Source organism: Flavobacterium sp. (assembly GCF_965657075.1).
Lineage (GTDB): Bacteria > Bacteroidota > Bacteroidia > Flavobacteriales > Flavobacteriaceae > Flavobacterium.
In genome coordinates this window covers 264,135-286,714 of sequence record NZ_CBFHMV010000001.1, presented here as the reverse complement: position 1 = coordinate 286,714, position 22,580 = coordinate 264,135, and the positions used below count along the sequence as shown (strand labels likewise).

The window sequence follows — 22,580 nt, the reverse complement described above, 5'->3', positions numbered from 1 at the left end:
TGGTTGAATTAATTAATCGGTTAAAGAATTGTTGGGCGTCTTTGAATGTCGATGAATAATGAATTTGATTAACCAAAGGATTAAATACTACATAGAATCCAGTTTTAGGGTCTTTAAGAAATCTTATTTGATCCTCCGAGTCAATTACGACCATTTGGTTAATTTTTTCCATTGTAATTCTTTCCAAATTTTTATGGAATGCAGTTTTGATTTTGTGTTGTTTTTTTGTTTTCATGATAAAAAGATTAATTTATTATTACTAGTTTTGATGAATTCTTTAATTAAATCATGAAGATTTATTGTTTGAATTTCATTAGTCAAAATTGGTTAAATAACTAACCATCATAATCCTAAAATGCGTCCGAAGATTTGTCCGATTTTTAAAAATTCGTCCGATTTTCAATCCGATTTTCAAAAATTTGTATTTTTATGGTTTTAAGTCTGCGAAATGATAACAATAAGAGATAAAAATAAGTTTTGGGAGTTCCTTTATGGAATTGAAGGACTTGATATACCTGATGAAAATGGGGCTCATCATACTATTGCTGGAAGAATAGAAGGTATTTTTTTGTTCATAGATAAAGAATGGAAATTAGAAGAATTGAAAATTAAAGAACCTTTTACAGAAAATTTCATCAAACTAAATAAATATGAAGGGACAATTTCAGAGCATATAAAAAGTGGTCAACCAACAATAAGGACATTAAACTCGTTTATTGCATATTTTTTTTTAAATCTTTCAAGGATAAAAAATAAACAGGAAAAAATAGATTTACTTATTAAATTAGAGCAATTTTTCTACATTTTAGATGCTAGTCAATTAATAGAAAAATATTTTGTATATACGGAAAAACTTATAAATCATTTATTAGAAACAATAGATTTAGACTATATCCATTGTAAGTTAGATTCTAGTTTTAATTTGTCATTTATTAATACTGATATTGAAAATAAGATAGATGAATATACTGAAGGAATTATTGGATTAGATAATAGAAGTAGTAAAACATTCAGTAAATTAGATAATTATAGAAATGAATTAAGAGAGGAGTTCAAAGAAATTCGTGTAGGTTTTACAAGTTTTTCAATCTCAATTGAACAAGTAATAGAACTACCCTTTTATAGCATTGATGACGAAAAAAAGAATAAAATAGTATTATTTGAGAGAGAGCTTAAATTATCTGAAGGAAATAATGATTTAGAAAAAGTAAAAAGATTAAGAGAAAAGATTGAAAAATTAAAAGAATTCCTAAATGAACCAAACAACCCAAGTGAAGTTCTCAGGAGCGAGGCGGATATCTTTATTTTATCACCCGCAGGATCTGGTAAAACAACTACTCTTAAAAGCTTTGCATACTCTTTAGCTTCAGAGCAAAATAAGCTTCCTATTTTCATAGAGCTTCAATCTTATAAATCAGACTTAAAGAATCTAATAAGTGAAGAATTAGAACCTTATGGATTAGATCTTATTTCATTAAAAGACTATAGTTTAGTTTTACTTATAGATGGATTCGATGAATATTCAAGAGGCGATGAATCAACACTATTAAAGGAGATTAAAAATTTCAAAAGAAAAACAAATTGTCAAATAATTTTTGCTGGTCGTTTCAAACCAAAAAAAATTAATGAAAAAGATTTCAACACCTTTAAATTGTCCGAATTCAGTCATAAAGATATTAATCGTATGTTTAAACTTGTTTTCCCAAACAAAGGACAGAAGTATTTTGATGATTTAAAAAAAGAAGATCTATTACGATTTATAGAAACCCCTTTGTTTTTATTTCTTTTAATTATTAATCTTAAAAATTATGATGATGACGAAATTGACCTAAACTATATCAGAGAATTGTTAGAAAATAGAGCAAAACTTCTTGAAACAGTATTGATAAGTGATTTTATTTATAAGTATGAAATAGAAAGGCAGGCTAACAATCATGAACATCAATGGGAAAGCACCAAACATCTTCAAGTGCAAATAATTTCACTTTTTGCATATTATTTGACTTTTGAATTAGATAATACGGAGAGTGCACATTTTAAAGATGACAAAGTTATTGAGTATTTGGATACACATAACAAATCTTCTCTTTTTGATTACATAAGATTGTTTAATGATTTTAAAAAACATTCCATTTTAACTTTAAAAAGAGATTATGTTGGTTTTGATAAAAAAGAAATTCGCTTATTTTTTGCTGCAAACCATTTAATCACTCAAATAAATAATATAGACGATTATCTGAAATTTAAGGCGAAATTCAAAGGCGATAATGATAGCTGGAATTCTATTGAGAAATACGTTTTTGGACTAATCAAACCTAATAAATTTATGGTAGATTTGAAAACATTTGTTGTCAAAGATCAAATTATTTATAGCAATTCATTTATTCAACAATTAGAATATGCATTACAATTTATCTATAATGGGAACTTTGTTCAGAATTTTGATTTATTAAATAAATTTTACTTTTTAAACATCATTGTGATGATTCTTTTTAATCATTTAAAATATGGAATGAATTATACTGAAGGATTTTCAAGGAGTAAATATGAGCCCTATTTTTTGTTTAGAAGGTTAAAGATACCTTATAGCAGATATTTTCATTTTTTAATTCCAAGATCTAACTACTATTATCATTGTTACTATCCTAGCAAAAATGTGACTATTTTCCATTATCTTCACAATTTGAAAGAAATTTTAGAATTACCACAAAGTAAAATTGTATTTAAAGAAATTAAAGTTAATACGAGTAATTTCAAAATATTAAATTACTCATTAAATAGTCCAGCTATAACTTTTACTAAAATAGAAAACTCACCAAATTTAATTTTTTCTTTTGTAGATTGCTTAATATTTGACCCTAATTTCAGGATTAAAAAGGACTCTAAAGTTGATACAAATGATTTAAAAAATTTAGAGAACTTTTTGAAGCACTTTTTTAGATTGAATGCCCATTCTTATCTAGACTATTACTTAACATCACATAATCCAACACCTTTAAATATAAAAACACTATATGTTTATTACAAAAAAAATCACATCAGAATTGATTCAAAAAAAAACCTTCCAAAAACTAAAGAAATAATAATTAATCATTTTAATCTATTAGCTCGTCACAACCAAAACAAAAATACAAATAAATTTGTGCAATTAGTTAATGACGCAATACTTTACATTTTAGATTCAGATATAAAAAATGAACTACTAGCTTCGTGGAGAATAGATATCATAAGTTCAGAAACAGACTTAAAAACCAAGCAAAGATTATTCTACATTTATGCTGAACATCCATTTGAGTATGACATACCTCTTTTCAGTTCATTCTTAGAAAGTAAAAATGAGGAGTTTAAACTTAATGCAATTTGGGGATTAACAAAGTATCTTTACAGTAGATCTAAAAATGATGAGTCAATCAGGCTTTTCAATGAAAAGCTACATGACTTTTTTAATGAATCCAATATTAATTTTAAACTTCAAATGATTCAAATTTTTGAAAACTTCCCAATACGTCTTTCCAAGGATTTTGAAAGTGATATTGTAAAATTTGCACATCAAGAAAAAGAAAGTGAGTATACCTTTATTAAATTTTTTGGAAGCTTTGGCATTAAGGAAGCAATCCCTTATTTAATTAATATTTTAAATAGAAAAGAATTGTTTTTTGAAGATGCCTATGAATCATTACTTAAGATAAACAATGAAAATCATTTTAAACACATTATAACTTTTTTAGAGTATAGAAGAAAAAATATTAATTCTTATCTTAGAAACACAAAAAATGAAATCAATTTACTTCCAATAAGTGATTCAGATATTGATGACTTAAAAAAAGATTTAAAGATTGAAGATTAATCAACAAAGAAAACATCTATAATAAAAATCTCCCAATAATTAAATCGGGAGATGTTTATTAAATTAATGAATTCTCTTTTAATGAAAAGCATTTTTCATTAGAAATAACTAAAGTATCTATAATTTCAATTTGGAAAATATTAAGCTTGTTTTGATAATAATCAGTCATAGTTTTTGGAAATTTCATAATATCTTCTGCTGAATTACTCCGTTTCATAACAAAAACTATTTTTTGAACATTTGCCATTAAAACAATTTTTGGAATTAAAATGTCTCCGCTACCATGAAATGTAATTAATTCTGTTTCGTAAAAACCTTTGACCTTATTATTATCAGATATAAAAAATATCCTAACAAACTTCATTATTGATTTACTTTCTAAATCCCTTTTAGTTATAAACTTCCAAACTGATTCTTCATCATATACAGGTAGTCTTTTTTTAAAAGGTTCTACACATTTTAATTGATATACTCCGTTGATAATTTCTAAGTTAAATTCATTAAAATGAATGCTATTTTTTGCCATGCTATTAAATTTTATAGTTCTTTATTATCATGACATGCTTAATATTTAAGTCAAATTCAAGTGTCTGTTTATCAACACGTTATATTGAAAGCTTTAGCTTTTAAAAACAAAAAAAAGACAGCCAACTATAGCCAGCTATCTCTTTCCTTTTGCTTATCCATTTCTTGTTTTTTGAGTTTCTCTCGCCTAATTTGTTCAATCCGTATATAGTCCGGAACTCTTTCATTTACGTTGTACTTTTGTAAAGAAATGTCTTTTGTTATACGCAAATCTTGCGTGGGTTTTTCATCTGTTTTTGCGTTGTAGAGTGTATTTTTTTCGCTGTAGAATGTACTATTTTCTGTGGTTGGAGTATTTTCTAACACAAGTGAATAGTAGACTCGTTTGGCTTTTTTACGTTTGAATGGGTCGTTTAAATTATTTAAGTAATCATCGCTTACCCCAATGAGTCCGTGATCAAGTAGTTCCTGGACACCACTGGTGACACTTCTATTTGAGAGTCCCGTTTTCTCAAACTGCGAGTGAGCAATCCAATCCCGCTTTTTTACGTTCCCGTTCTCATCTCTCCATCCAAGCAGGTTTCTCACAATTTTTAAATACACCCTTACCGCTGAACCACTTAAGCCTTCAAGATGTGCGTCAAAAAAAGCATTGGGAACAGGAGTCGTGTTATTAAGCCTCATGCTCACCAAAATCAATTACTGGGAGTTCTTCTTTGTGATTGGGAAAAATCATAAAGTCAGTTTCGGGTTGTTGGTAGAGCTGTAAAAACCATCCTCCGTTATCGGTTATTTTAATAACCCCTACTTTGTGGTAAATATGTTTTTCATGGGCAGCTGCTTGGTTAATAGTTTTGCGAGTAACAACATTGTAAAATTTAGTCATGCTAAAAATTTGTAAATTACGTGCAACAGCCTTAGGGTTGTAGCCCAATACCTCCCTACAGGCTTGAAATGGATGTCGTATAAAGGGAATTGTGCGACATTACCTTCCTAAATTATAAAGGACTTTTGTCCTTTAGGGTGTAGGTAGTAGAGTATCCTCTTCTCTTTACTAGACTTAATAGTAACTTAAATACAAAGTATGAACTTTATAAAAACATTACAAGCCGTAAGGAAATATTCATAGCTGAAAGCACTGACAGGATTATATACTAACCTAAATAAAAAAACAACCCTTTTCAAGTTGTTTTATGATGCTAATTGAAAATTGGAGAATGTTGTTAAATATTTTCGTGCCACATCTTCATACCGCTTTTGAGAGAGTTGCATATATTGAAAACTTGACTCTGGCTTCACGTGTCGAAGTAGTGCCGATACATCTCGAACACTTCCTCCTTGATCGAGTATGTAGTTGGCTTTTCCGTGTCTAAAACTATGCGGTGTTATCTTCTTATCAAGCGTTGCCATATCGGCTAATTCTACAATCCATCGTTGGATGCTTCTTGGGGTGAATACCTTCCCTGTTTTTGGATTTAAAAATAGTTGGTTGGAATTGTCATCATCCATACACAATCGCATTCCTAAATAGCGATTCAGCAAATCATTTGTGTCACTTCCCCAAATCACGAGGTTGTAACGCATACTCTTTCGGGTTCGAACCTTAGCTGTTCGAAGTCCGTCCTTCCCTTGGTCATTAATATCTGAAATTTTAATATCTAGTAGTTCACTGATGCGCATTCCTGTATCCCATAGCAAATGGATAATTAACTTCTTTTGTAAATCTTGCAAATTGTCTACTTGTAACAAATCGCTCATATCCTCCAAGTCTTCTTTGGTTACGATTTCTTTGTCGGCGCTCACATAGCGAATTGGAATAATCTCCTTTGGATTGAAGTGTGTCATGCCTCTTCCGTGCCAGAACCAAAAGAAATTCTTGAGTATTCTTGCTGAATAAGAAATCGTATTTAGGCTGTATTTGTCTTCTAAACTTCGATGAAAAGCCACGATATCATCACCGTTTATATCCGTTAATTTTTCCTTTGGAGCAACAAAGGCTGCAAACTGCTCCAATCGTATTTTATAGTTTATAAAAGCTGCATTAGTATGGGTTTCCTTCCAATTTAAGTAAGTCCGTATTGAATCTGTAATAGTCATATCATAAAAGACCCGCCAAAAGGAAATCTGAGCGGGTCTTTTATATACCCCAACATTAAAAAGTTAGAGGTAAATAAAAACGCGCGTCGTTTCCTTTAATCTTTTTTACCAATTAATTTAATAAGTAAAAAAAATGATGCTTTCGCTCAACGGTGTTTCTTGGTATTTAAGTTACTGATAATAGTATATTTCATAAATAAATTTTTGCAAGAGTTTCTCTTACTAAAAAATTCTTATGTGCACTATTTCGCAACTATGGTATAATTGATACAAATAGAACGCAAAATAGTTACCATCAAGAAGTTTTAAACAGTACCACAGATTTTAAATAAAGCAAGTGTTCTTTCCACAGTCTTTTAGACTAGATAATTCAATATCCCTTTATCGGCCTTTTTATCTTCTTTTTACTATATGAATTGGCATCATTCAGAGCTTAATGACGTCAGTTATTTTGCTCGTACCAATTTCAGAGATCAAAGAAAACTTTTTGGCATCAAACAAAAAGACAGAATGTATCATTTCTACTGTGTGGGTAAGAGCGGTGTCGGCAAGACATCTTTACTAAAAACGCTAATGCTCCAAGATGCAGAAGAAAACGCAAATCGAGGATTTGCTTTCGTGGATGTGCATGGTGACGCTTCAAGAGAGGTAGTCCAAAAATTAAAGCAAAAACACCTTGACCATAAATTAGTGTACCTTGATGTTACCAATCCAGAGCTTGATATTGGATACAATCCCCTTCGGTATGTATCCCCTTCTAAACGCTCACTAGTGGCTTCAAACATTTTAGAAATTTTTCAAAGGCAATGGAAATCGGCTTGGGGTATGAAAATGGAACATATACTTCGTATGATTCTCCTTACTTTATTGGATCAGCCAAAAGCCCAGCTTGCGGACGTCCTAAAACTTTTACATGAGAAATCCTATCGAGAGCAATGCTTACCTTACATACAAAACCAAGATATCCGAACCTTTTGGATAAAAGAATTTCCAAACTATAAACCAAATGATTTGTTACCAATAATGAATAAACTAGGTGGTTTTTTGAGCCACAATATTATTCGCAAAATTCTAATTGAAAACAAAAAGCAATTATCACTTCGCGAGATTATCGACAACCGTAAGATATTGATTATCAACCTTTCTCGAGGTCAAGTTGGATCTGATGTTTCCAATGTTCTTGGAGGACTACTTCTTACGTCCCTTGCCTCGGCATCGTTTTCAAGAATTGATATTTTAGAAAAAGACCGAGTTCCCTTTTATCTCTACATTGATGAGTTTCAAACTATATCTGGTACGGAACTTATCGCAGAGCTACTGGCTCAGGTTCGGAAATTTAAAGTAGGGCTCATCTTAGCCAATCAGTTCTTGCATCAGCTAGACCCAGAGGTCAGAGCTAGTGTGATAGGAAACGTTGGAACAATTGTTAGTTTCCGTTTAGGAATTACCGATGCCCGATTAATGGCAAAAGAATTCTATCCCGTTTTTAGTGCAGAGGATTTTACTTCCCTTGCCAACCATTCCATATACCTGCGATTAATGATTGATGGAAAACCATCAGTCCCCTTTAGTGCAGATACCATACTCTAAGTGTCTAACAAATTAATTTAATTTTTATATTATGAATCAAACAATTCTACCTCAAGGGGAGCTACTGAGTTGCAATGAAATTCAACTCCATTACAAAAGACAACTATTTGAAACCATGCCCCATTTGAATGATGTAAAAGAGGTTGAAAAATACCTTCGAGACATGATTGATTTAAAGCGAATTGATTTAGTGGAATTCTTTTGGGTTTTATACCTAACCAATTCCAATAGATTAATTGCTATGGCAGAGATAGGAGTAGGAAGTTCCACTCAAGTGGGAGTTTCAGTAAAAACCATTTTTCAAAAAGCATTACTAGTTAATGCCATCGGAATTATTGTGGCTCACAATCACCCCTCAGGAAATCTACAAGCCTCAGATGCTGATATTTCTATCACAAAGAAAATCTCGCAAGCGGCAAAATTTTTAGATATGGTATTAATTGACCACATCATTATTACCTCCGAAGGGTTTATGTCCTTTGCTAAAGAAGGTTTGTTATAGTACTTTCTCTTTATTCGGTTTATTCTTATTATTTCCCTTTTATGCCCAAAACACCCATCTCTTATTATGGTGGCAAACAAAATATGTTACAACATATTTTACCCTTAATCCCAGATCATAAAATTTATACCGAAACCTTCTTTGGTGGCGGTGCTGTCTTTTTTGCCAAAGCACCATCCGAATCCGAAATCATAAACGATACGAATACCCAAGTAATTAATTTCTACAAAGTTTGCAAGACTGACTTTGATGCCTTAAAGCAAAAAGTGGAAGCCACGCTTTTCTCAAGAGCAACTTATAGTGTGGCACTGACCATTTATCAGATGCCACACTTGTTTAATTCATTACAACAAGCTTGGGCATTTTATGTCTCCACAAATATGGGGTTTGGATGTCGGATTGGTTCTTGGGGGTTTGATAAATATGGCAAACGGGTAAAAGCTTTTCAGAACAAGAAAATGCAATTCGATGCTGAAATTTTCAAACGATTGGAACACGCTCAAATTGAAAACTACGATGCTTGTAAGGTCATTGAACTCTACAATACCTCTGATGCTTTTCACTATGTTGACCCGCCTTATATTGACAGTAATCAAGGGCATTATGATGGATACACCCGTGAAGACTTTATTAAACTCTTGCAAAACTTATCTCAAATCAAAGGAAAGTTTCTTTTAAGTTCTTATCCTTCTGACCTTTTGAATTTATATACAAAAGAGTTTGGATGGTACACCAAGGAATTCAAAAAGCCACTCAGTGCTAAAAAAGGAGTTCTTGGCAAAAAAAGAGAAAGCTATAAAACCGAAGTACTCACAGCGAACTACCCCATTTAAATCCGTATTAAACTTTAAAAAGTTATTTAAAATGAAAACACCGCAAAACAAGATGGTAGACCTCAATTTAGAGGACTACCAAGGCTCATGGGATGAGCTTATTGATGTCTTTTCACAAAAGGCAAAACAAGAGGGTTGGAGTTCCAAAGAAATTCAATCTGTAGTAGTGGAAGCTACCAAACACAATGATTACACTCATCTTATGGAAACCATAAGAGAATATTGTAAATATTAAAACCAGTAAAAACCTTTTAATCTTTTTAAAAATGAAGAAAATTATTAACAAAACCGTAAAATTAGACTTAATCGGAATTGACGGAAATGCTCATGCTATATTGGGTGTTTTTCGAAGACAAGCCTTAAGAGAGGGTTGGACTATGGATGAAGTAGAACAAGTGCTCAATGAAGCGAAAAGTTCTAATTATGATCATCTACTAGCCGCCATCTTAAATCATTGCGAAGTAGAAGATGAACCTTTTATTGATGAAGATTATGAGGATTAAGCAACTTAAACTTATTGTTCATTTTCTAAAGCAATTGGAAAATGAAATAAAGCATCAAAACAAACAGGAATTACATTCTTTCTTTACTGGTTTTTTCACAAAAGAAGAGTTAATTGAAATTCTAGAGTGTAGCTTTTTTGACCAAGACCTAATAGAACATGAGGTAGAAACCTTAAGTGAAGAACAACTTTTAGAACTCATTGGAGATGATGTATTCATTGTGATGTTTTTAATTCAAAAGTTGGAATCAGAAATTACTGCCTCACCTGAATTAAAAGAAAAAGAAGTGACAGAATTCTTTAGAGAAAAATCCTTGGAACTTCATTATTTGTTTTCTAAACCTGTTTTACAATGGGACAAATACGATGTAGCTAATTATCATTCCCTACTTGCTAGACATGGAAAATCTACCTGCGTGTTTGCCATCTTCACATCTGATGTAACTGATGAGCAAAAGTATTTAGTAACCACACCACCTACTTGCTTTTTTGATACCAAAGAAGAGGCACAGGCTGAACTAGATCGGATAGCTCAAAAGCGAAATATTCCTAAAACTGAATTTGTGATTCATCCCCTTTGGAGAGTTACAAAAAATTAAACCGTAACCTTTTAAATTTAATACGTATGAAAAATGAAAATGTTATCGATGTTTTAATTCAAAACATCAAAGCCGACCAAGAACTTTTAATCTCAACTGATAAGCAAATCGAAACGCTTAAAGAAGAGAAAAGAGAAATTGCTAACCGATTAAAGGGCTACCGTGGTGATATTTCGGTTCTCTTGAAGTATGCCGATCCGAAGCATAAAGAGCAAATCGAGTCTTTAGGATTAGACCTTGCTGACTCCTCATCCTCATCGATGAATCCTGTAGCTACAGTTGTTTTAGAAATCATCATGAAAACAAAAGATAATTCCATGACCAATGGTGCTTTGTATGATGCTTATGTAAAAACGCTGAAAAACGCAGAGGAAGCTGTTAACTACACCGAGTTTAATATTAAGTGTCGTTCCCTTTTCAATACACAGCGATTGCTTCGCTCTAAGGGAAAGGATGCTGCTAACTCTCGTGAGGATATAGTTTCTTTAAACGGAAGAGTATTAGATAAGGAAATCGAACCTCAAGAAAAATCGAAAGAGAATGCAAAAGGATAACTATTTAGACCTTTTCGACTCCGAGCAAAAAGCGATTGACCACGCTATTTGGCTTAACTTTAAGTACCGAATAGCAGGTATTCGCTTTGGGGTGTTGCAAGGACCTGATGATAATTGGGCAGTTTGTGAACAAGCTACGGCCGATGAAATGGAGATGTCTTTTTTGGATATTCTTCCAAAGGATTTAACTGAGCTTACTTACAAGCACCTTGACTTTGTCCGACAAGACAAAGAACCGCTTCCCTTTTGGAGTGACATCATCGGTATGGTTTCTACCACCAATGGCGAAATTCTGCGATTTATTTTGGAAAATAAAATTCCATTAGATAAAATCATTCGTCATGAACTTGCTCTTCGTGGATATGATAAAAACCATCGCTGGTGCGGGTTTGATAAGGCAAGAGAAATTTGGCTCAATGAGAACTTTAAGGCAGATTAGGATTATTACAAAAAAAGACCATCAATTCTATCAAGAAGATTTTAATGATGAACCTATGAGTTTTCAAGATTATGTAAACTTTGAATTAGGTCAACTATTTGACATGCAACACACCATTCTTTCAATTGAATTTATCAAGAAGAAAACAGTTGTAATTGTCTACACAATGAAAATTAAATAACTTTTAACAAACACTCATTGATTTGAGTGTTTTTTATACTTCCTTTTTTAATTTTTTTATTAAATCATCAAAAGTTATTTGCACCCAATCTTTTTTCCACTCAGTTCTAAATAAAATATCTTTTGAATCAGGTTTATCAATTAAATCTTTAATTCGCACGATAGTTGGAATTGGTATACTATCTCCAATTATTAATGCTTCTTGTCTTTCTAAAACAGGTAAAGTGTCAGTAATTGAACTCACACTATCGGGCATTAGTCGTTTTACATATTGTTGGTCAGTTGGGTTAGTTAATCGCATAGCAACAAAGTTATTGCATTGAGAAAATATTGTCTCTGAAATCTCAGATGGTCGTTGACTTACAATCATCAAAGATAGTCCATATTTTCGTCCTTCCTTTGCAATTCTTTCAATAGATTTTTTTACAGAGCGATATTTTGCACCTTCGCTTTGAGGAATATAATTGTGAGCTTCTTCTAACACCAAAAGAAATGGCACTTCATCTGTTCCTGCTTTTATTGCTTTATAATAAAAACAGAAATCAAAAACTAATCTACTAATTAATGATACAACAATACTTAAAACCTCAAACGGAATTCCACTTAAATCAATTATTGTAATATTGTCTTTTGCATCATCACTATAACCAATAAACTGTTTTAGAATTGTTGGAAAGTCATCAGTTTCGTACTCAGTTGTGGGTGTTTTTTTAGGCTTAAGAAGAAACCCTAATCTATCATCGTTTATTTTTGACTCAAGTCGCATAACAAACCTATCAAATTCTCCATTAAATGGTCCGTTTGATGCTTTAGTTGCAACTGCTTGTGAAGAAACAACAAAAGTTCTTATCTGGTCAAAATAGAAATCACATCTATCATCAACTAAGGTTCCATCTGAAAGTTTTGGTTTGGAATTATCTGCATCAGTTTTACCAATAACTTCATTATTCAAGTTAGTAATAAAGTTATGAACTTCTTTTAAACTGAAATACAAAGGAGAGTCATATGTCGGATTCTCAACTGATGGATTATGTCTCTTTTTGTTTTGAATAACTGCATAGCGGAACTGAGAAATCTGATTGTGAGAATTATTTTCATTACTTTCAATAAACATTTCCTCTAATTCTTCGGAATTCATAAGCCAATATGGTAAAACCAAATTGATTACATCAAGTTTCTTTGATTTTGGAAATGCTGTTTTGTACTCACCATGCAGGTCAAATAATAAAATGTGTGTGTTATTTAAAACACCTTTCTGGTTTTGCTCAGAAGTTGATAAAATTCCTTCTTGCAAAATTCTTGCAACCGTTCCTGATTTGCCTGACCCTGTTGAACCAACTACGGCAATGTGTTTGCTAAAGAACTTATCTCCATCAACATCTATTTGTATGTTAGGCTTCTGAGCTAATGTTGAAAAACAAAATTTTTTATCTTCTTCAATAGATTCATAAATCCCTTTAAGAATTTGATCGTCTGCTATTGAAACATTACTTGGGGGAATTGCAATTTGTTGTCCACCTCTTTTGAACTTGCCTACATCATCCAAAAATCCAATTGGTTGTGCATCTAAAATAAAAGATGGTTGAGTGGTTTCAGTAGTCCCTGTTGCTGAAGCTTCCTTAATTTTAAAACTTTGTACCAATGCTATGATTGAAGTATTTGAATCATCTGAAATTTTCAGATAACTTCCAATTGTAAAATCGTTCACATCTTGTTTAAATTGGTCTGCATTTAGAACTTCAATCTGAATAAGATTTGGTGCTACCGTAAGAATTCTAAAAATATCCGAAGTGCTTGTTGACATAAAATTATGGTGCTATTAGTTTATAAATATCTTTTAAATTCTCACAGTATTTAAAATCAAAGTACTGTACATCTGTTTTGAAAGAGTCTTGTAAATCGTCTCTAGAAAAATTAAGTAAAACCTTTGGTGGTTTGATTGTTGAAATGTTAGCAACCAAGGAATTCCAAGAGATGATTTTGACTAAATATGATGATTTTAATATTTTTTGTCCATTCACTGTTCTATTTATTATTGGCTCATTATTGAAGTAGTGATTAGAAAAACAGATTGATTCATATCCATCATTAAAAGTAATTTCGTTTTCAATCAAAGATTTTTTAATAATATTTACAGTTGACGGATCGCAATCTAAGATTATTGTCAACGGCTTAGCGTCTCGCAAAGCCGAATTTAGTTTGTAGAATTTGGTAACTAAATTCTCAATAAATGCTTCTATAGGCAACTCTGTATTGTCGGCTGAAAGAACTTCTTTACCAATAACAATCATTTTTGATCGTATCGGATCAAGTGCTTTTGTTGATTTTAGATTTTGTGCAGCTAATTTGAGGTATTCTTTCTTTGAACGAAGTTTAATAAACCACTCGTTGAATAATTTTTTGCTACAATCTATTTCATTTATAAAATCGGCTTTACATAAGATTCTTTGATTGACATTTTTCTTTATTGCTTTATCAATTACAATTCTCAAAGCATTGTTGTAATATAAAGTATCGGCTTCAAATTCAGAACAACTAAATTTAGCTTTTAGTTTTTGAATGACTTCTTGTTGCTGTACATTAAACTCTTTACCAAAAACAAATTTAAACTGTCTAATAAAATCAATTAGTTTTGCATCGGTTATTCCATTGTCAATATGGTAATGCTTAGTAACTTTTTTTTCGGTATAGGTTAAAATCTCTTTAAGTTTATTAAGGTCAATTGTTGGTTCGTTACCTGAAGTTTCATTTTCAAAATGAGCGTATAAAACGTAATTGTAATTATTTGAAGTTGCAGGATTAACAAAATGTTCAAGCATTAAAGTAATAGGTTCTCTTACAGCTGAATTTATGAATCTAGGTTTTGATAAATACTTGCACTGAATTGCTGTTGTTTCTGTTGCTATGTTTATATCAATATCTTCAATTCCTTCAATTGTTACAGTATCTGTGTTAGATGGAAGATCCAGTAGCCTCAGAATCGAAGTATCAAATTGATAGTAATAACCTTTTATTGTTGCATCTGCTGATCTTGATGTCATTTTATTAGTTTTTATTTATGTTACATATGACAATAATATTAAAGAATTATTATCACCCAGTAGCTGTTAAAATCTGTTTAATAATTGCATTACTCATTAAAGAAATGATACCTCCTCTTTGAGAATAAATTGGGTCTTCTAATTTTTCCACCATATCTCTAACAATATAACCTTGTTTTACTTCTTGTTTAATTCTTGGCTTTGCGTTGTTGTTGAGATAAATGTCGTTTTCTTTATTGGCTACAACTCGTTCTTTAATTTCGTAATTGTTAGACACTTCCTCGCATATTTCCTTAATTATTATGGCATCATCTTTAGTAATTTGATATTTACTTTCAATTTCTACTAATGCCATTTCAATTGTTGTCCTAGCTGGTTCTTGACCGCTTCCACCTAATTTTAGACCAGTTTTTTTAGGTTCTTTTACTAGTGTTAAATTGGTTTTTACACCGTGATATTTTACTGCACCTTTGGATAATTCAACTTTTTTAAGGAATAATTTCATTTCAGAAGTTTTTCCCTTACTTAATAGAATATCTGCCATAATTTCGGTAAACACTATAAAATTATTTAAGTGTTGTTCTAATGTGAAGAACTTGGCTATAAAATAATAGAGCTTTGTATAACGCCTTAACAGTGCTACATACTGCTTTTGTTCCTCTAAACTCGATAACCTTTCTTTAAATTTTTGGCGGTAGTCTTGATTCAGATTACTTAAAATAGCATCTGCTTCTGAATTTCTTTGTTTTGCTTGGTCTTCTGCTTTTAGATATGCCTCAATATAAAATTGTATCTCTTCATCATTAAATACTTCTATTTTTTCAATTTCTCTATAGAGTTCTTCAAGTATTGATTTGTCAGGTTCTCTTTCTTTAAACGGAGAACCTTTTCTGTGTTTGTTAAATGACTCAAATATTTCTTGTGAGTTATTTGTAAAATCAACCACTAAAATGTCTTCTTGTTCCTTATCGTTGTGTCTTCTGTTCAACCTTGAAATGGTTTGTATAGCATTTACTCCTTTTACAGCTTTATCTAAAAACATAGCTGATAGCAAAGGTTGGTCAAAACCAGTCTGAAACTTATTAGCAACCACTAAAATTCTGTATTCGGGTAGGTCAAATACATCTTCAATTAATTTCCCTCCGTGTTTTGTATCGAGTTCATTAATCGTTGTTTCTTCTATGGATTTATTGGTTTCAGAATCATTAAAATCACTAAATGCGAAAAGCACTTTGTAGGGCAAGTTTTTTTCTTCTAATATGGTTTTTAAAGTAGTAAAGAATTTTAATCCTGCTGGTCTTGAAGATGCTACTACCATAGCCTTCCCTTTTCCTGCAATGGTGGATGCTACTTTTTCTTCAAAGATTTTTACAATGACTTCTGATTTGTATTGAATTAAACTATCATCATTAAAAGCTAATGTTTTCAGAGCCTTGCTTACTGTTCCTACTGGGAAATCTTTATCAGGTATGGCTTCTTTAAGTCTTAAATTATAGAGCGTTTCATACGAAATAATGTTTTGTGCAACATCTAAAATATATCCTTCAGCTATGGCTTCTTCTTCGCTGTAAACATCAAAAGGTTCACCAAAATACGATACGGTTTTTGGTGTTGTTGTAGCAGTGAAAGCAACAAATACTTGGTTGCTTATATTTAACTTTTCTAACCATTCTGTATCTTCTTCTTCAACATCGGTATCTTCGTTAAAATACTGTCGCATGGTTAATGCCAGTTTTCCATCTTGGGAACGGTGTGCCTCATCAATTAAAAAGGCAACCTTACGTTTTTTTAGGATTTGATCGTTTTGTAATTTTTCTTGAATGTGAGCAAACTTATGAATTGTAGATACGATGATGTCTCTATCCTTCATTAAAAAGTCTGCTAAATCTTTTGATTTTTCTGTTAAATTTAATTTTCGATTTAGATGCGTAAATTTCTCTAAGTCGTCTTTTATATTTTTATCGAGCGATTTTCTGTCGGTTAAAATGATAATGTTATCAAAAACTTTTTTGTTATCAGATGTATATAAACTATCCAATAAGTCAGCCATCCATGAAATAGTTAAGGTTTTACCTGCACCAGCTGAGTGGTTTATCAAGTATTTTTTACCTAAACCTCTTGTGTTTTCGATATGCTCTTTAACATCTTTGGCTAGGTTTTTACTCGCTCTAAATTGATGGTATCTTGGGAAAATTGTAAACGATGATCTATGTTCTAAAATACCCTGTTCATTAATATTTTCTTTTGCAGGAACAAATACTAAGTAATGCTCTAAATATTTAACTATACTCTCTTTAGAAAAAGCATTTCTATACACGTATTCTACAGGATATTCTCCGTGGGTTTCCGCTTTATTTACTAACTCTGCATTAAACCAAAGGAAGTTTTTTTCTGAAGATGGATTGGTAGCCACTTTAGCTTGCGTATTGCTTAACGCCAAAAACATAAATGGCATTTTGTAAAGATGGTTACTTAAATCACGAGTTAAAAAGCTTTCATAAACAGCGTCATCTACATTTTGTCCTTCGTCTTCGTGTTTTAGTTCTGCGACAATAATAGGTAATCCATTTAACCAAATAACTAAATCTACTCGTTCATCTGTTAGAGGGTTGTATCTGTATTCTGTTTTACAGGCGAGTGTATTATTTTGGTAGTGTGATTCTTGTAAATTACTTGTGTTTGATCTAGGTTTTGGTTTGTATAGTTGCAGTTCTACTCCTCGAACATTTACACCGTTTCTTATAAGCATCCAAAGAGGAGTTTTTGTGAGTTCTTCTTTTATTGCTTTTATGATTTCGCCATCGGTATCTGTTCCATAATTTTCATGCAGGTTGTTGTATTTATCAGCTTGTGTTGCCTTAATAAAAGCTAATACATGATTGTTTATGATGTGATACTCCTTATCCTTTAAATCATCATGAGTAAGCACAACATATTGATGCTGTGTTTCTAAAAATTGTGCTATGTGATTTTGGAATAAGGTTTCTTTATTACTTGGCATAATGTGACGTTTTAATTATAACATAGAAATTAAGCTTTATTTGTGTGTTTTTCAATTAGTTTCTTCCCTGTTACATACTCATGGATTAAACTTTTTCGATAGTCTTGAAGTGTTTTAATTTGCTTATTAACTTGAGTTTTAATGTCTGAAGTTTTTCTTTCAAGAAATTGAATCTTTTCCACTATCTTTTTCTGTTCCTCAATTTCTGGGTAATATAAATATTGCTGTTTTAAAACTTCTTGACTAATATTACTTTGTCCTCCTCCATAACCTCGTGAAATAAGATATTGTCGCATATCAAAAAGTAAGTAGTAAAGAAAAAGTGAATCCATTTTACTTCCAATTTGTATTGCACAACAGGCTTGGTTTGTAGCTGCTTCGGTAGACATGATTCCTAATTTGCCAATAGTTGCACCATACATAGCTATTAAAACAGTACCTCTACTAAAAATCTTTGCTGAAGATTCATTCAACCCTCTTTGTGTTATTGTTTTTTTAGTTTTTATTATTATTCCATCATTTAAATCGCCACTTTGTATCCATGGAATTGGACCATTATAATACTCCTGATTAGTACTTTTAGGTGTGCCACCGCTTCCCATTTTATTGGCTAATCTGTATAACTTATCTCTTTTCCAATGTTTTGGAACTTTTCCTTGCCAGTCAATTTTACTATCAATAAAATTAACATTTTTATTTAAGCCTTTTGTAATTATTTCGTGAAGTTTAGACTTATAATAGGAATCAATTCTTAATAGCTGTTGTTGTTTTGAAATAATAATATTATCTATACGCTCACAAGCCTTATCTAGATAATTCGCAATTGCTATTTGTTCGCCTTTGTTTGGCAACGAGATATAAATTGTTTTTAAGTCATATACATCAAATCTAAAAACCTTAACACCACTAGCAAATTTTTTTAATTCTTTTCCAAACACTTTTGAAGCATAAAATAAATATTTACCATCTAAAATATTTTTACTTGATTTCAATAAAATTTGTTCTCCTCCTATCAATCCTACGTCACTTCTATTGTAAAAAACAGAATGCCCTAAATCATCAATCGTTTCTGAAGTTGATACAAAAATGACATCTCCGTAATTTACTGTTTGAGAATTTTTATAAAAGCTATCATTAACATAAAAATTAAACTTTTCGTTGATTTCTTGGACTTTATATGTTTTTCCATATTGCAAAGCAACGTATTTACCTTCCGTAAGTAAATCATTTTTTTCAAACCCTGAATTTCCTCTTACAAAATCACATATATTAAAAAGTCTTTTTATTTCCCAATGCTCTGGAACTTTTCCCACCCATTCAACTCCTGTTTCTTTATACTCCATATTACAGGTTTCTTATTTCGTTAAGTAACGACTCTGCTTGTTCTTCTAATTGCCAAAACTCCTCGATAAGTTTATCGCTTGGTTTCGGCTCTTGGTATTTGTAGAAATATTTGTTAGGTAAAATTTCATACCCTAATTGGTCATATTCTTGCCATTTTATAATCTCATAATCAATTTCTTTAGCTAAAAACGCATTAATATAGGCTTCTTTGTCTTCAATAGAGCGGTCAAAAGGGATGTACTCGTTGTCAACAATGTAATTTCTGTGCTTATATAATACTTCTATTTCCTGTTTTTTGAACCAACTTTTAATATCGTTTACTTTCTCGTCTTTTAGAGTAACTACTTTGCTTTTTAGTTCTTGTGCTACTAAGGTTTCAAAAGCTGTTTCTCCTGTAAAATGAACCTCAATTTCAATATTATTGTTTACTTCAAAAGGTGATTTTATGGAAATATAAAAAGTCATATCGCCATATAATTCTAATTTCTTATTAGCGTTTCCATTATTGAGCTGAACATCAAAAGGTTCTGTTATCCATAATTGTTCCCCTTTTTCATTTTCTTGCCAAAAAATGACATTTACCTTATGAAAAGCAAAATCTTTAGTATGAAATATTTTGCAATTGCTGTTTTCTTTCCAAGCACCATATTGTTGGTCTATCCAATCACGGTGCTTGTCGGTAATTCTATTCCTCTTGTTTCCAAATGATTTGGGTTCTTTTTCAAATTGTTCTCTTGCATTTATAATAAGTACCTTGTCTTTTTTATAAGCAGGTTTCTTATTGTTCAACAACCATATATAGGTATAAATACCTGTGTTGTAGAACATTTGATCGGGTAACATAACAATAGTGTCTATCAAATCATTTTCTAAAATATTTCGTCTGATTTCGCTTTCAGCTTGAGTTGCATCACCATTACTCAAAGGAGAACCATTAAATAGAATAGCAATCTTAGAACCACCCTCTTTTGCTGGTTTCATTTTCTCAATCATTGTTTGTAAAAATAACAAAGAACCCTCATTTGAAGCAGGAATACCCCATTTATAGCGTGAAGTTGATAGCTTTTTTACGTCATTTTTATATTCACCCCAGTCAACCCCAAAAGGAGGATTAGAAATCATGTAATCAAACTGTTGATTAGAATGTTGATCACCATCATCTGTTACACTTTCGATATGTGGAATAAGAGAATTTCCATGAGTTATGTTACTTTTAACTTCTCCTTTCAGCATCATATCTGCCTTACAAAGAGCGTAGTTTTGTGAGAGTAGTTCTTGTCCGTTTAATAACACCAAATCTTCAACGTTAGCAATTCCTTTAGGTGTTTTTGCCTTATCAATTAAATGTTCTTTGGCAATTGAAAGCATACCGCCAGTTCCACAAGCAGGATCATATAAAGATATGGCTTTGGTAGAAGTTTCAGGATCAAAATCAATCTCCATTAAGTCCACCATAATGCGAATAATTTCTCTTGGAGTAAAGTGTTCTCCTGTATCCTTTGCATCGTCTTGTGAGAATTGTTGTAATAAGTTTTCATACACGTAACCCATTTCAATATTAGATAGGCGTGAAGGACTGAAATCTTCCTCTGCAACCATTTGGATAATCGAAGCCAAACGCTTCTCTTTAACCATTTTTGTAACGGTTGCTCGGTATTCAAATTTATCGATAATTTCTTCGATATTTGGACTGAAATTTTTTAGGAAATCTCTAAAGTTAGTTTCAACTTGTGAGGCACTTTCTGCTAGAATTCCTTTAAGTGTCCAATTTGATTTGTTATAGAAATCTAAAGTATGAACCTCTAATTGTTTGATTTTCTTTTCGAATTCTGCACGTTTTTCTTTTGCTAATTTTTTGTCTTTTTCATGCAACTTCTGAATGGCTTCATCAGAAAAAGAACTATCTTTATTGATAATTTGTTGTTTAAATTCTTGACGTTTTTCCTCGAGTACACATTCTATTCTTCGAAGCATTATCATAGGCAAAATAATTGAAGGATAGTCTTTTGCTTTGAACTTCCCTCTTAATTTTATAGCACCTTTCCAAACTTCGTTTGATAAATTTTCTAGTTTTTCTTTATTGAACATATATTTTCACTATTTTTTAGTCTTAATAGTTTAACAAATATACAGGTTTTGTCAGTGAAATTTCATCTATTTTGCAAAGTAAAATCTAAAATAATTCACTTTTAAATATTAGAATTCAAATTTATTATTCATATAAAAACTAACTAATGATTGATTAAACATTAGTTCGTATTTTGAACGAATCAATTCTGCTTGATTATTTATGAATATGTTTTTAGTGTTAATAAACTCGTTTGTAGATATTTTTCCTAACTCTAACTTTAAAACATCAGCTTCATAACTTTTCTTTGAGTATTCTAAAGCCGATAAAGATGATTCGTATTTGGAAAATGAGGCATTTGCGTCATTTAAAGCCTGAATAACCACTTTAGACAATCTATTTCTTTCAATTTCGGTATCTATAAAAGCTTGTTTGTAATTTAATTTGTTTTCCTTTACTTTAAAATGATTTTGAAATTGACTAAACAAAGGGATTGAAAGTGAAAAAGAAAGCCCATAAGACAAGTTGTTTTTTAATTGTTGGTTGAAATCAAACAATAAATTATTGTTACTATATGCCGAATTAACTCCGAAACTTGCATTAAGAGATGGAAAAAATAAAGCTCTACTTAATGCTAAATTAATTTTACTTTTTTTCTGATTAATTAATGACAATTTAAACTCGGGATTTTGTTCAACTGCACTATTAATTATTGATTCATTTTTAGTGTCTAAGTTTAATTTTGAGAATAATTTTTCTTCGATTGGTATTAAAATAAGATTTTGACTGTAAGGTATATTTAAAAGTTGTTTTAATTCTAAATCATTTAAAGAAAGTAAATTAGTATTATTAATTAGAGTAAGTTGTTCATTTGCAAGCTGAGATTTAATTTTAAATATATCGCTTTCAGGAATATATCCTAGTTCAAATTTAGATTGATTTAGTTCTAATTGCTTTTGGGTAGATTTTATTTGTTCTTCATTAGATTTAATAATTTCCTCTAAATAAAGGATATTTGTGTATTTTGTTGCAATTTCAATAGTTATTTCATTTTTCAATTTTTGGATTGTTGTTTTATTCTCTTCTAGTTCTTGCTTTGCAAGTTTTATCGAATTTATATTTTTAAAGCCTGAAAACAAATTTAATCCTGTGTTAAATCCTCCAGAATAAGATTTGAATTCCTGATCAACAAAGGAATTGGTACTTGGGTCTATACCTCTTCCCCAAGAGTAATTATTTGAAGCAGACCCTGTGATATCGGGGAGTAATTTTGTAATTGCACTTTTGTGTTGATATTGGGTGATTTTTTCTGATATTTCAGCATTCTTAATTCTTAAATTATTTTCAAATGCGATTTCTAAACATTTTTCAAATGTAAGAGTGGTTTGTGCCTTAGAAGAAAAACTAAAACATATTAAAAATAATAGTATCAGAGCATATCTTGCTTTGTATTTCATG

General features: G+C 31.1%; 20 protein-coding genes. 10 read left to right on the top strand and 10 right to left on the bottom strand.

Annotated features, from left to right (window positions below):
* Positions 1-448: 448 nt before the first annotated feature.
* A complete protein-coding gene (locus ACTF56_RS01375) occupies positions 449-3,847 on the top strand; it encodes an NACHT domain-containing protein (RefSeq protein WP_438965111.1) in 3,399 nt (1,132 codons plus the stop codon).
* Positions 3,848-3,905: 58 nt separating this feature from the next.
* On the opposite strand, the gene ACTF56_RS01370 is transcribed toward ACTF56_RS01375, so the two are convergent.
* The 4 genes from ACTF56_RS01370 to ACTF56_RS01355 all read right to left on the bottom strand — a co-directional run bounded on the left by ACTF56_RS01370 (position 3,906) and on the right by ACTF56_RS01355 (position 6,469).
* Entirely contained in the window at positions 3,906-4,373 is a 468-nt protein-coding gene (locus ACTF56_RS01370; RefSeq protein WP_438965110.1) for a hypothetical protein, read from the bottom strand.
* A gap of 125 nt (positions 4,374-4,498) precedes the next feature.
* Complete coding sequence (locus tag ACTF56_RS01365) at positions 4,499-5,056, bottom strand: hypothetical protein (protein ID WP_438965109.1); 558 nt, start codon at positions 5,054-5,056, stop codon at positions 4,499-4,501.
* Positions 5,046-5,258 (bottom strand): hypothetical protein, encoded by a 213-nt coding sequence (locus tag ACTF56_RS01360; RefSeq protein ID WP_438965108.1) that lies wholly within the window; start codon positions 5,256-5,258, stop codon positions 5,046-5,048. The genes ACTF56_RS01365 and ACTF56_RS01360 overlap by 11 nt, the downstream gene beginning before the upstream one ends.
* Before the next feature lie 305 nt (positions 5,259-5,563).
* The gene (locus ACTF56_RS01355) at positions 5,564-6,469 is read right to left on the bottom strand and encodes a tyrosine-type recombinase/integrase (protein WP_438965107.1); all 906 of its coding nucleotides are present in this window, start codon (positions 6,467-6,469) and stop codon (positions 5,564-5,566) included.
* Positions 6,470-6,880: 411 nt separating this feature from the next.
* Here ACTF56_RS01355 and ACTF56_RS01350 point away from each other — a divergent pair, with 411 nt between their 5' ends.
* The 9 genes from ACTF56_RS01350 to ACTF56_RS01310 are packed head-to-tail and all read left to right on the top strand — an operon-like array spanning position 6,881 to position 11,669.
* Entirely contained in the window at positions 6,881-8,059 is a 1,179-nt protein-coding gene (locus tag ACTF56_RS01350; protein ID WP_438965106.1) for a type IV secretory system conjugative DNA transfer family protein, read from the top strand.
* Between the two features lie 31 nt (positions 8,060-8,090).
* Entirely contained in the window at positions 8,091-8,561 is a 471-nt protein-coding gene (locus ACTF56_RS01345; RefSeq protein WP_438965105.1) for a JAB domain-containing protein, read from the top strand.
* A gap of 41 nt (positions 8,562-8,602) precedes the next feature.
* Entirely contained in the window at positions 8,603-9,394 is a 792-nt protein-coding gene (locus ACTF56_RS01340; RefSeq protein WP_438965104.1) for a DNA adenine methylase, read from the top strand.
* A 31-nt stretch (positions 9,395-9,425) separates the two neighbouring features.
* Positions 9,426-9,629, top strand: coding sequence for a hypothetical protein (locus ACTF56_RS01335; protein ID WP_438965103.1), 204 nt, complete (start codon positions 9,426-9,428; stop codon positions 9,627-9,629).
* Positions 9,630-9,660: 31 nt separating this feature from the next.
* On the top strand, positions 9,661-9,897 hold the full coding sequence (locus ACTF56_RS01330; RefSeq protein WP_438965102.1) for a hypothetical protein: 237 nt from the start codon (positions 9,661-9,663) through the stop codon (positions 9,895-9,897).
* The gene (locus ACTF56_RS01325) at positions 9,887-10,495 is read left to right on the top strand and encodes a hypothetical protein (protein ID WP_438965101.1); all 609 of its coding nucleotides are present in this window, start codon (positions 9,887-9,889) and stop codon (positions 10,493-10,495) included. Before ACTF56_RS01330 ends, ACTF56_RS01325 begins: the two co-directional genes overlap by 11 nt.
* 26 nt (positions 10,496-10,521) lie before the next feature.
* The gene (locus tag ACTF56_RS01320; protein WP_438965100.1) at positions 10,522-11,049 is read left to right on the top strand and encodes a hypothetical protein; all 528 of its coding nucleotides are present in this window, start codon (positions 10,522-10,524) and stop codon (positions 11,047-11,049) included.
* The gene (locus ACTF56_RS01315) at positions 11,036-11,488 is read left to right on the top strand and encodes a hypothetical protein (protein ID WP_438965099.1); all 453 of its coding nucleotides are present in this window, start codon (positions 11,036-11,038) and stop codon (positions 11,486-11,488) included. The genes ACTF56_RS01320 and ACTF56_RS01315 overlap by 14 nt, the downstream gene beginning before the upstream one ends.
* On the top strand, positions 11,466-11,669 hold the full coding sequence (locus ACTF56_RS01310; RefSeq protein WP_438965098.1) for a hypothetical protein: 204 nt from the start codon (positions 11,466-11,468) through the stop codon (positions 11,667-11,669). Before ACTF56_RS01315 ends, ACTF56_RS01310 begins: the two co-directional genes overlap by 23 nt.
* Before the next feature lie 33 nt (positions 11,670-11,702).
* Here the strand turns inward: ACTF56_RS01310 and ACTF56_RS01305 are convergent, their stop codons facing one another.
* The 6 genes from ACTF56_RS01305 to ACTF56_RS01280 form a co-directional block, all read right to left on the bottom strand.
* A complete protein-coding gene (locus ACTF56_RS01305; RefSeq protein ID WP_438965097.1) occupies positions 11,703-13,472 on the bottom strand; it encodes an ATP-binding protein in 1,770 nt (589 codons plus the stop codon).
* A gap of 4 nt (positions 13,473-13,476) precedes the next feature.
* Positions 13,477-14,709, bottom strand: a complete 1,233-nt coding sequence (locus ACTF56_RS01300) for a DUF4297 family anti-phage-associated protein (protein ID WP_438965096.1) — start codon at positions 14,707-14,709, stop codon at positions 13,477-13,479.
* Between the two features lie 52 nt (positions 14,710-14,761).
* Positions 14,762-17,710 (bottom strand): DEAD/DEAH box helicase family protein, encoded by a 2,949-nt coding sequence (locus ACTF56_RS01295; RefSeq protein WP_438965095.1) that lies wholly within the window; start codon positions 17,708-17,710, stop codon positions 14,762-14,764.
* A 29-nt stretch (positions 17,711-17,739) separates the two neighbouring features.
* Positions 17,740-19,053, bottom strand: coding sequence for a restriction endonuclease subunit S (locus ACTF56_RS01290; RefSeq protein ID WP_438965094.1), 1,314 nt, complete (start codon positions 19,051-19,053; stop codon positions 17,740-17,742).
* Between the two features lies 1 nt (position 19,054).
* A complete protein-coding gene (locus ACTF56_RS01285; protein WP_438965093.1) occupies positions 19,055-21,142 on the bottom strand; it encodes an N-6 DNA methylase in 2,088 nt (695 codons plus the stop codon).
* A 108-nt stretch (positions 21,143-21,250) separates the two neighbouring features.
* Entirely contained in the window at positions 21,251-22,579 is a 1,329-nt protein-coding gene (locus ACTF56_RS01280; RefSeq protein ID WP_438965092.1) for a TolC family protein, read from the bottom strand.
* Between the last annotated feature and the right edge of the window lies 1 nt (position 22,580).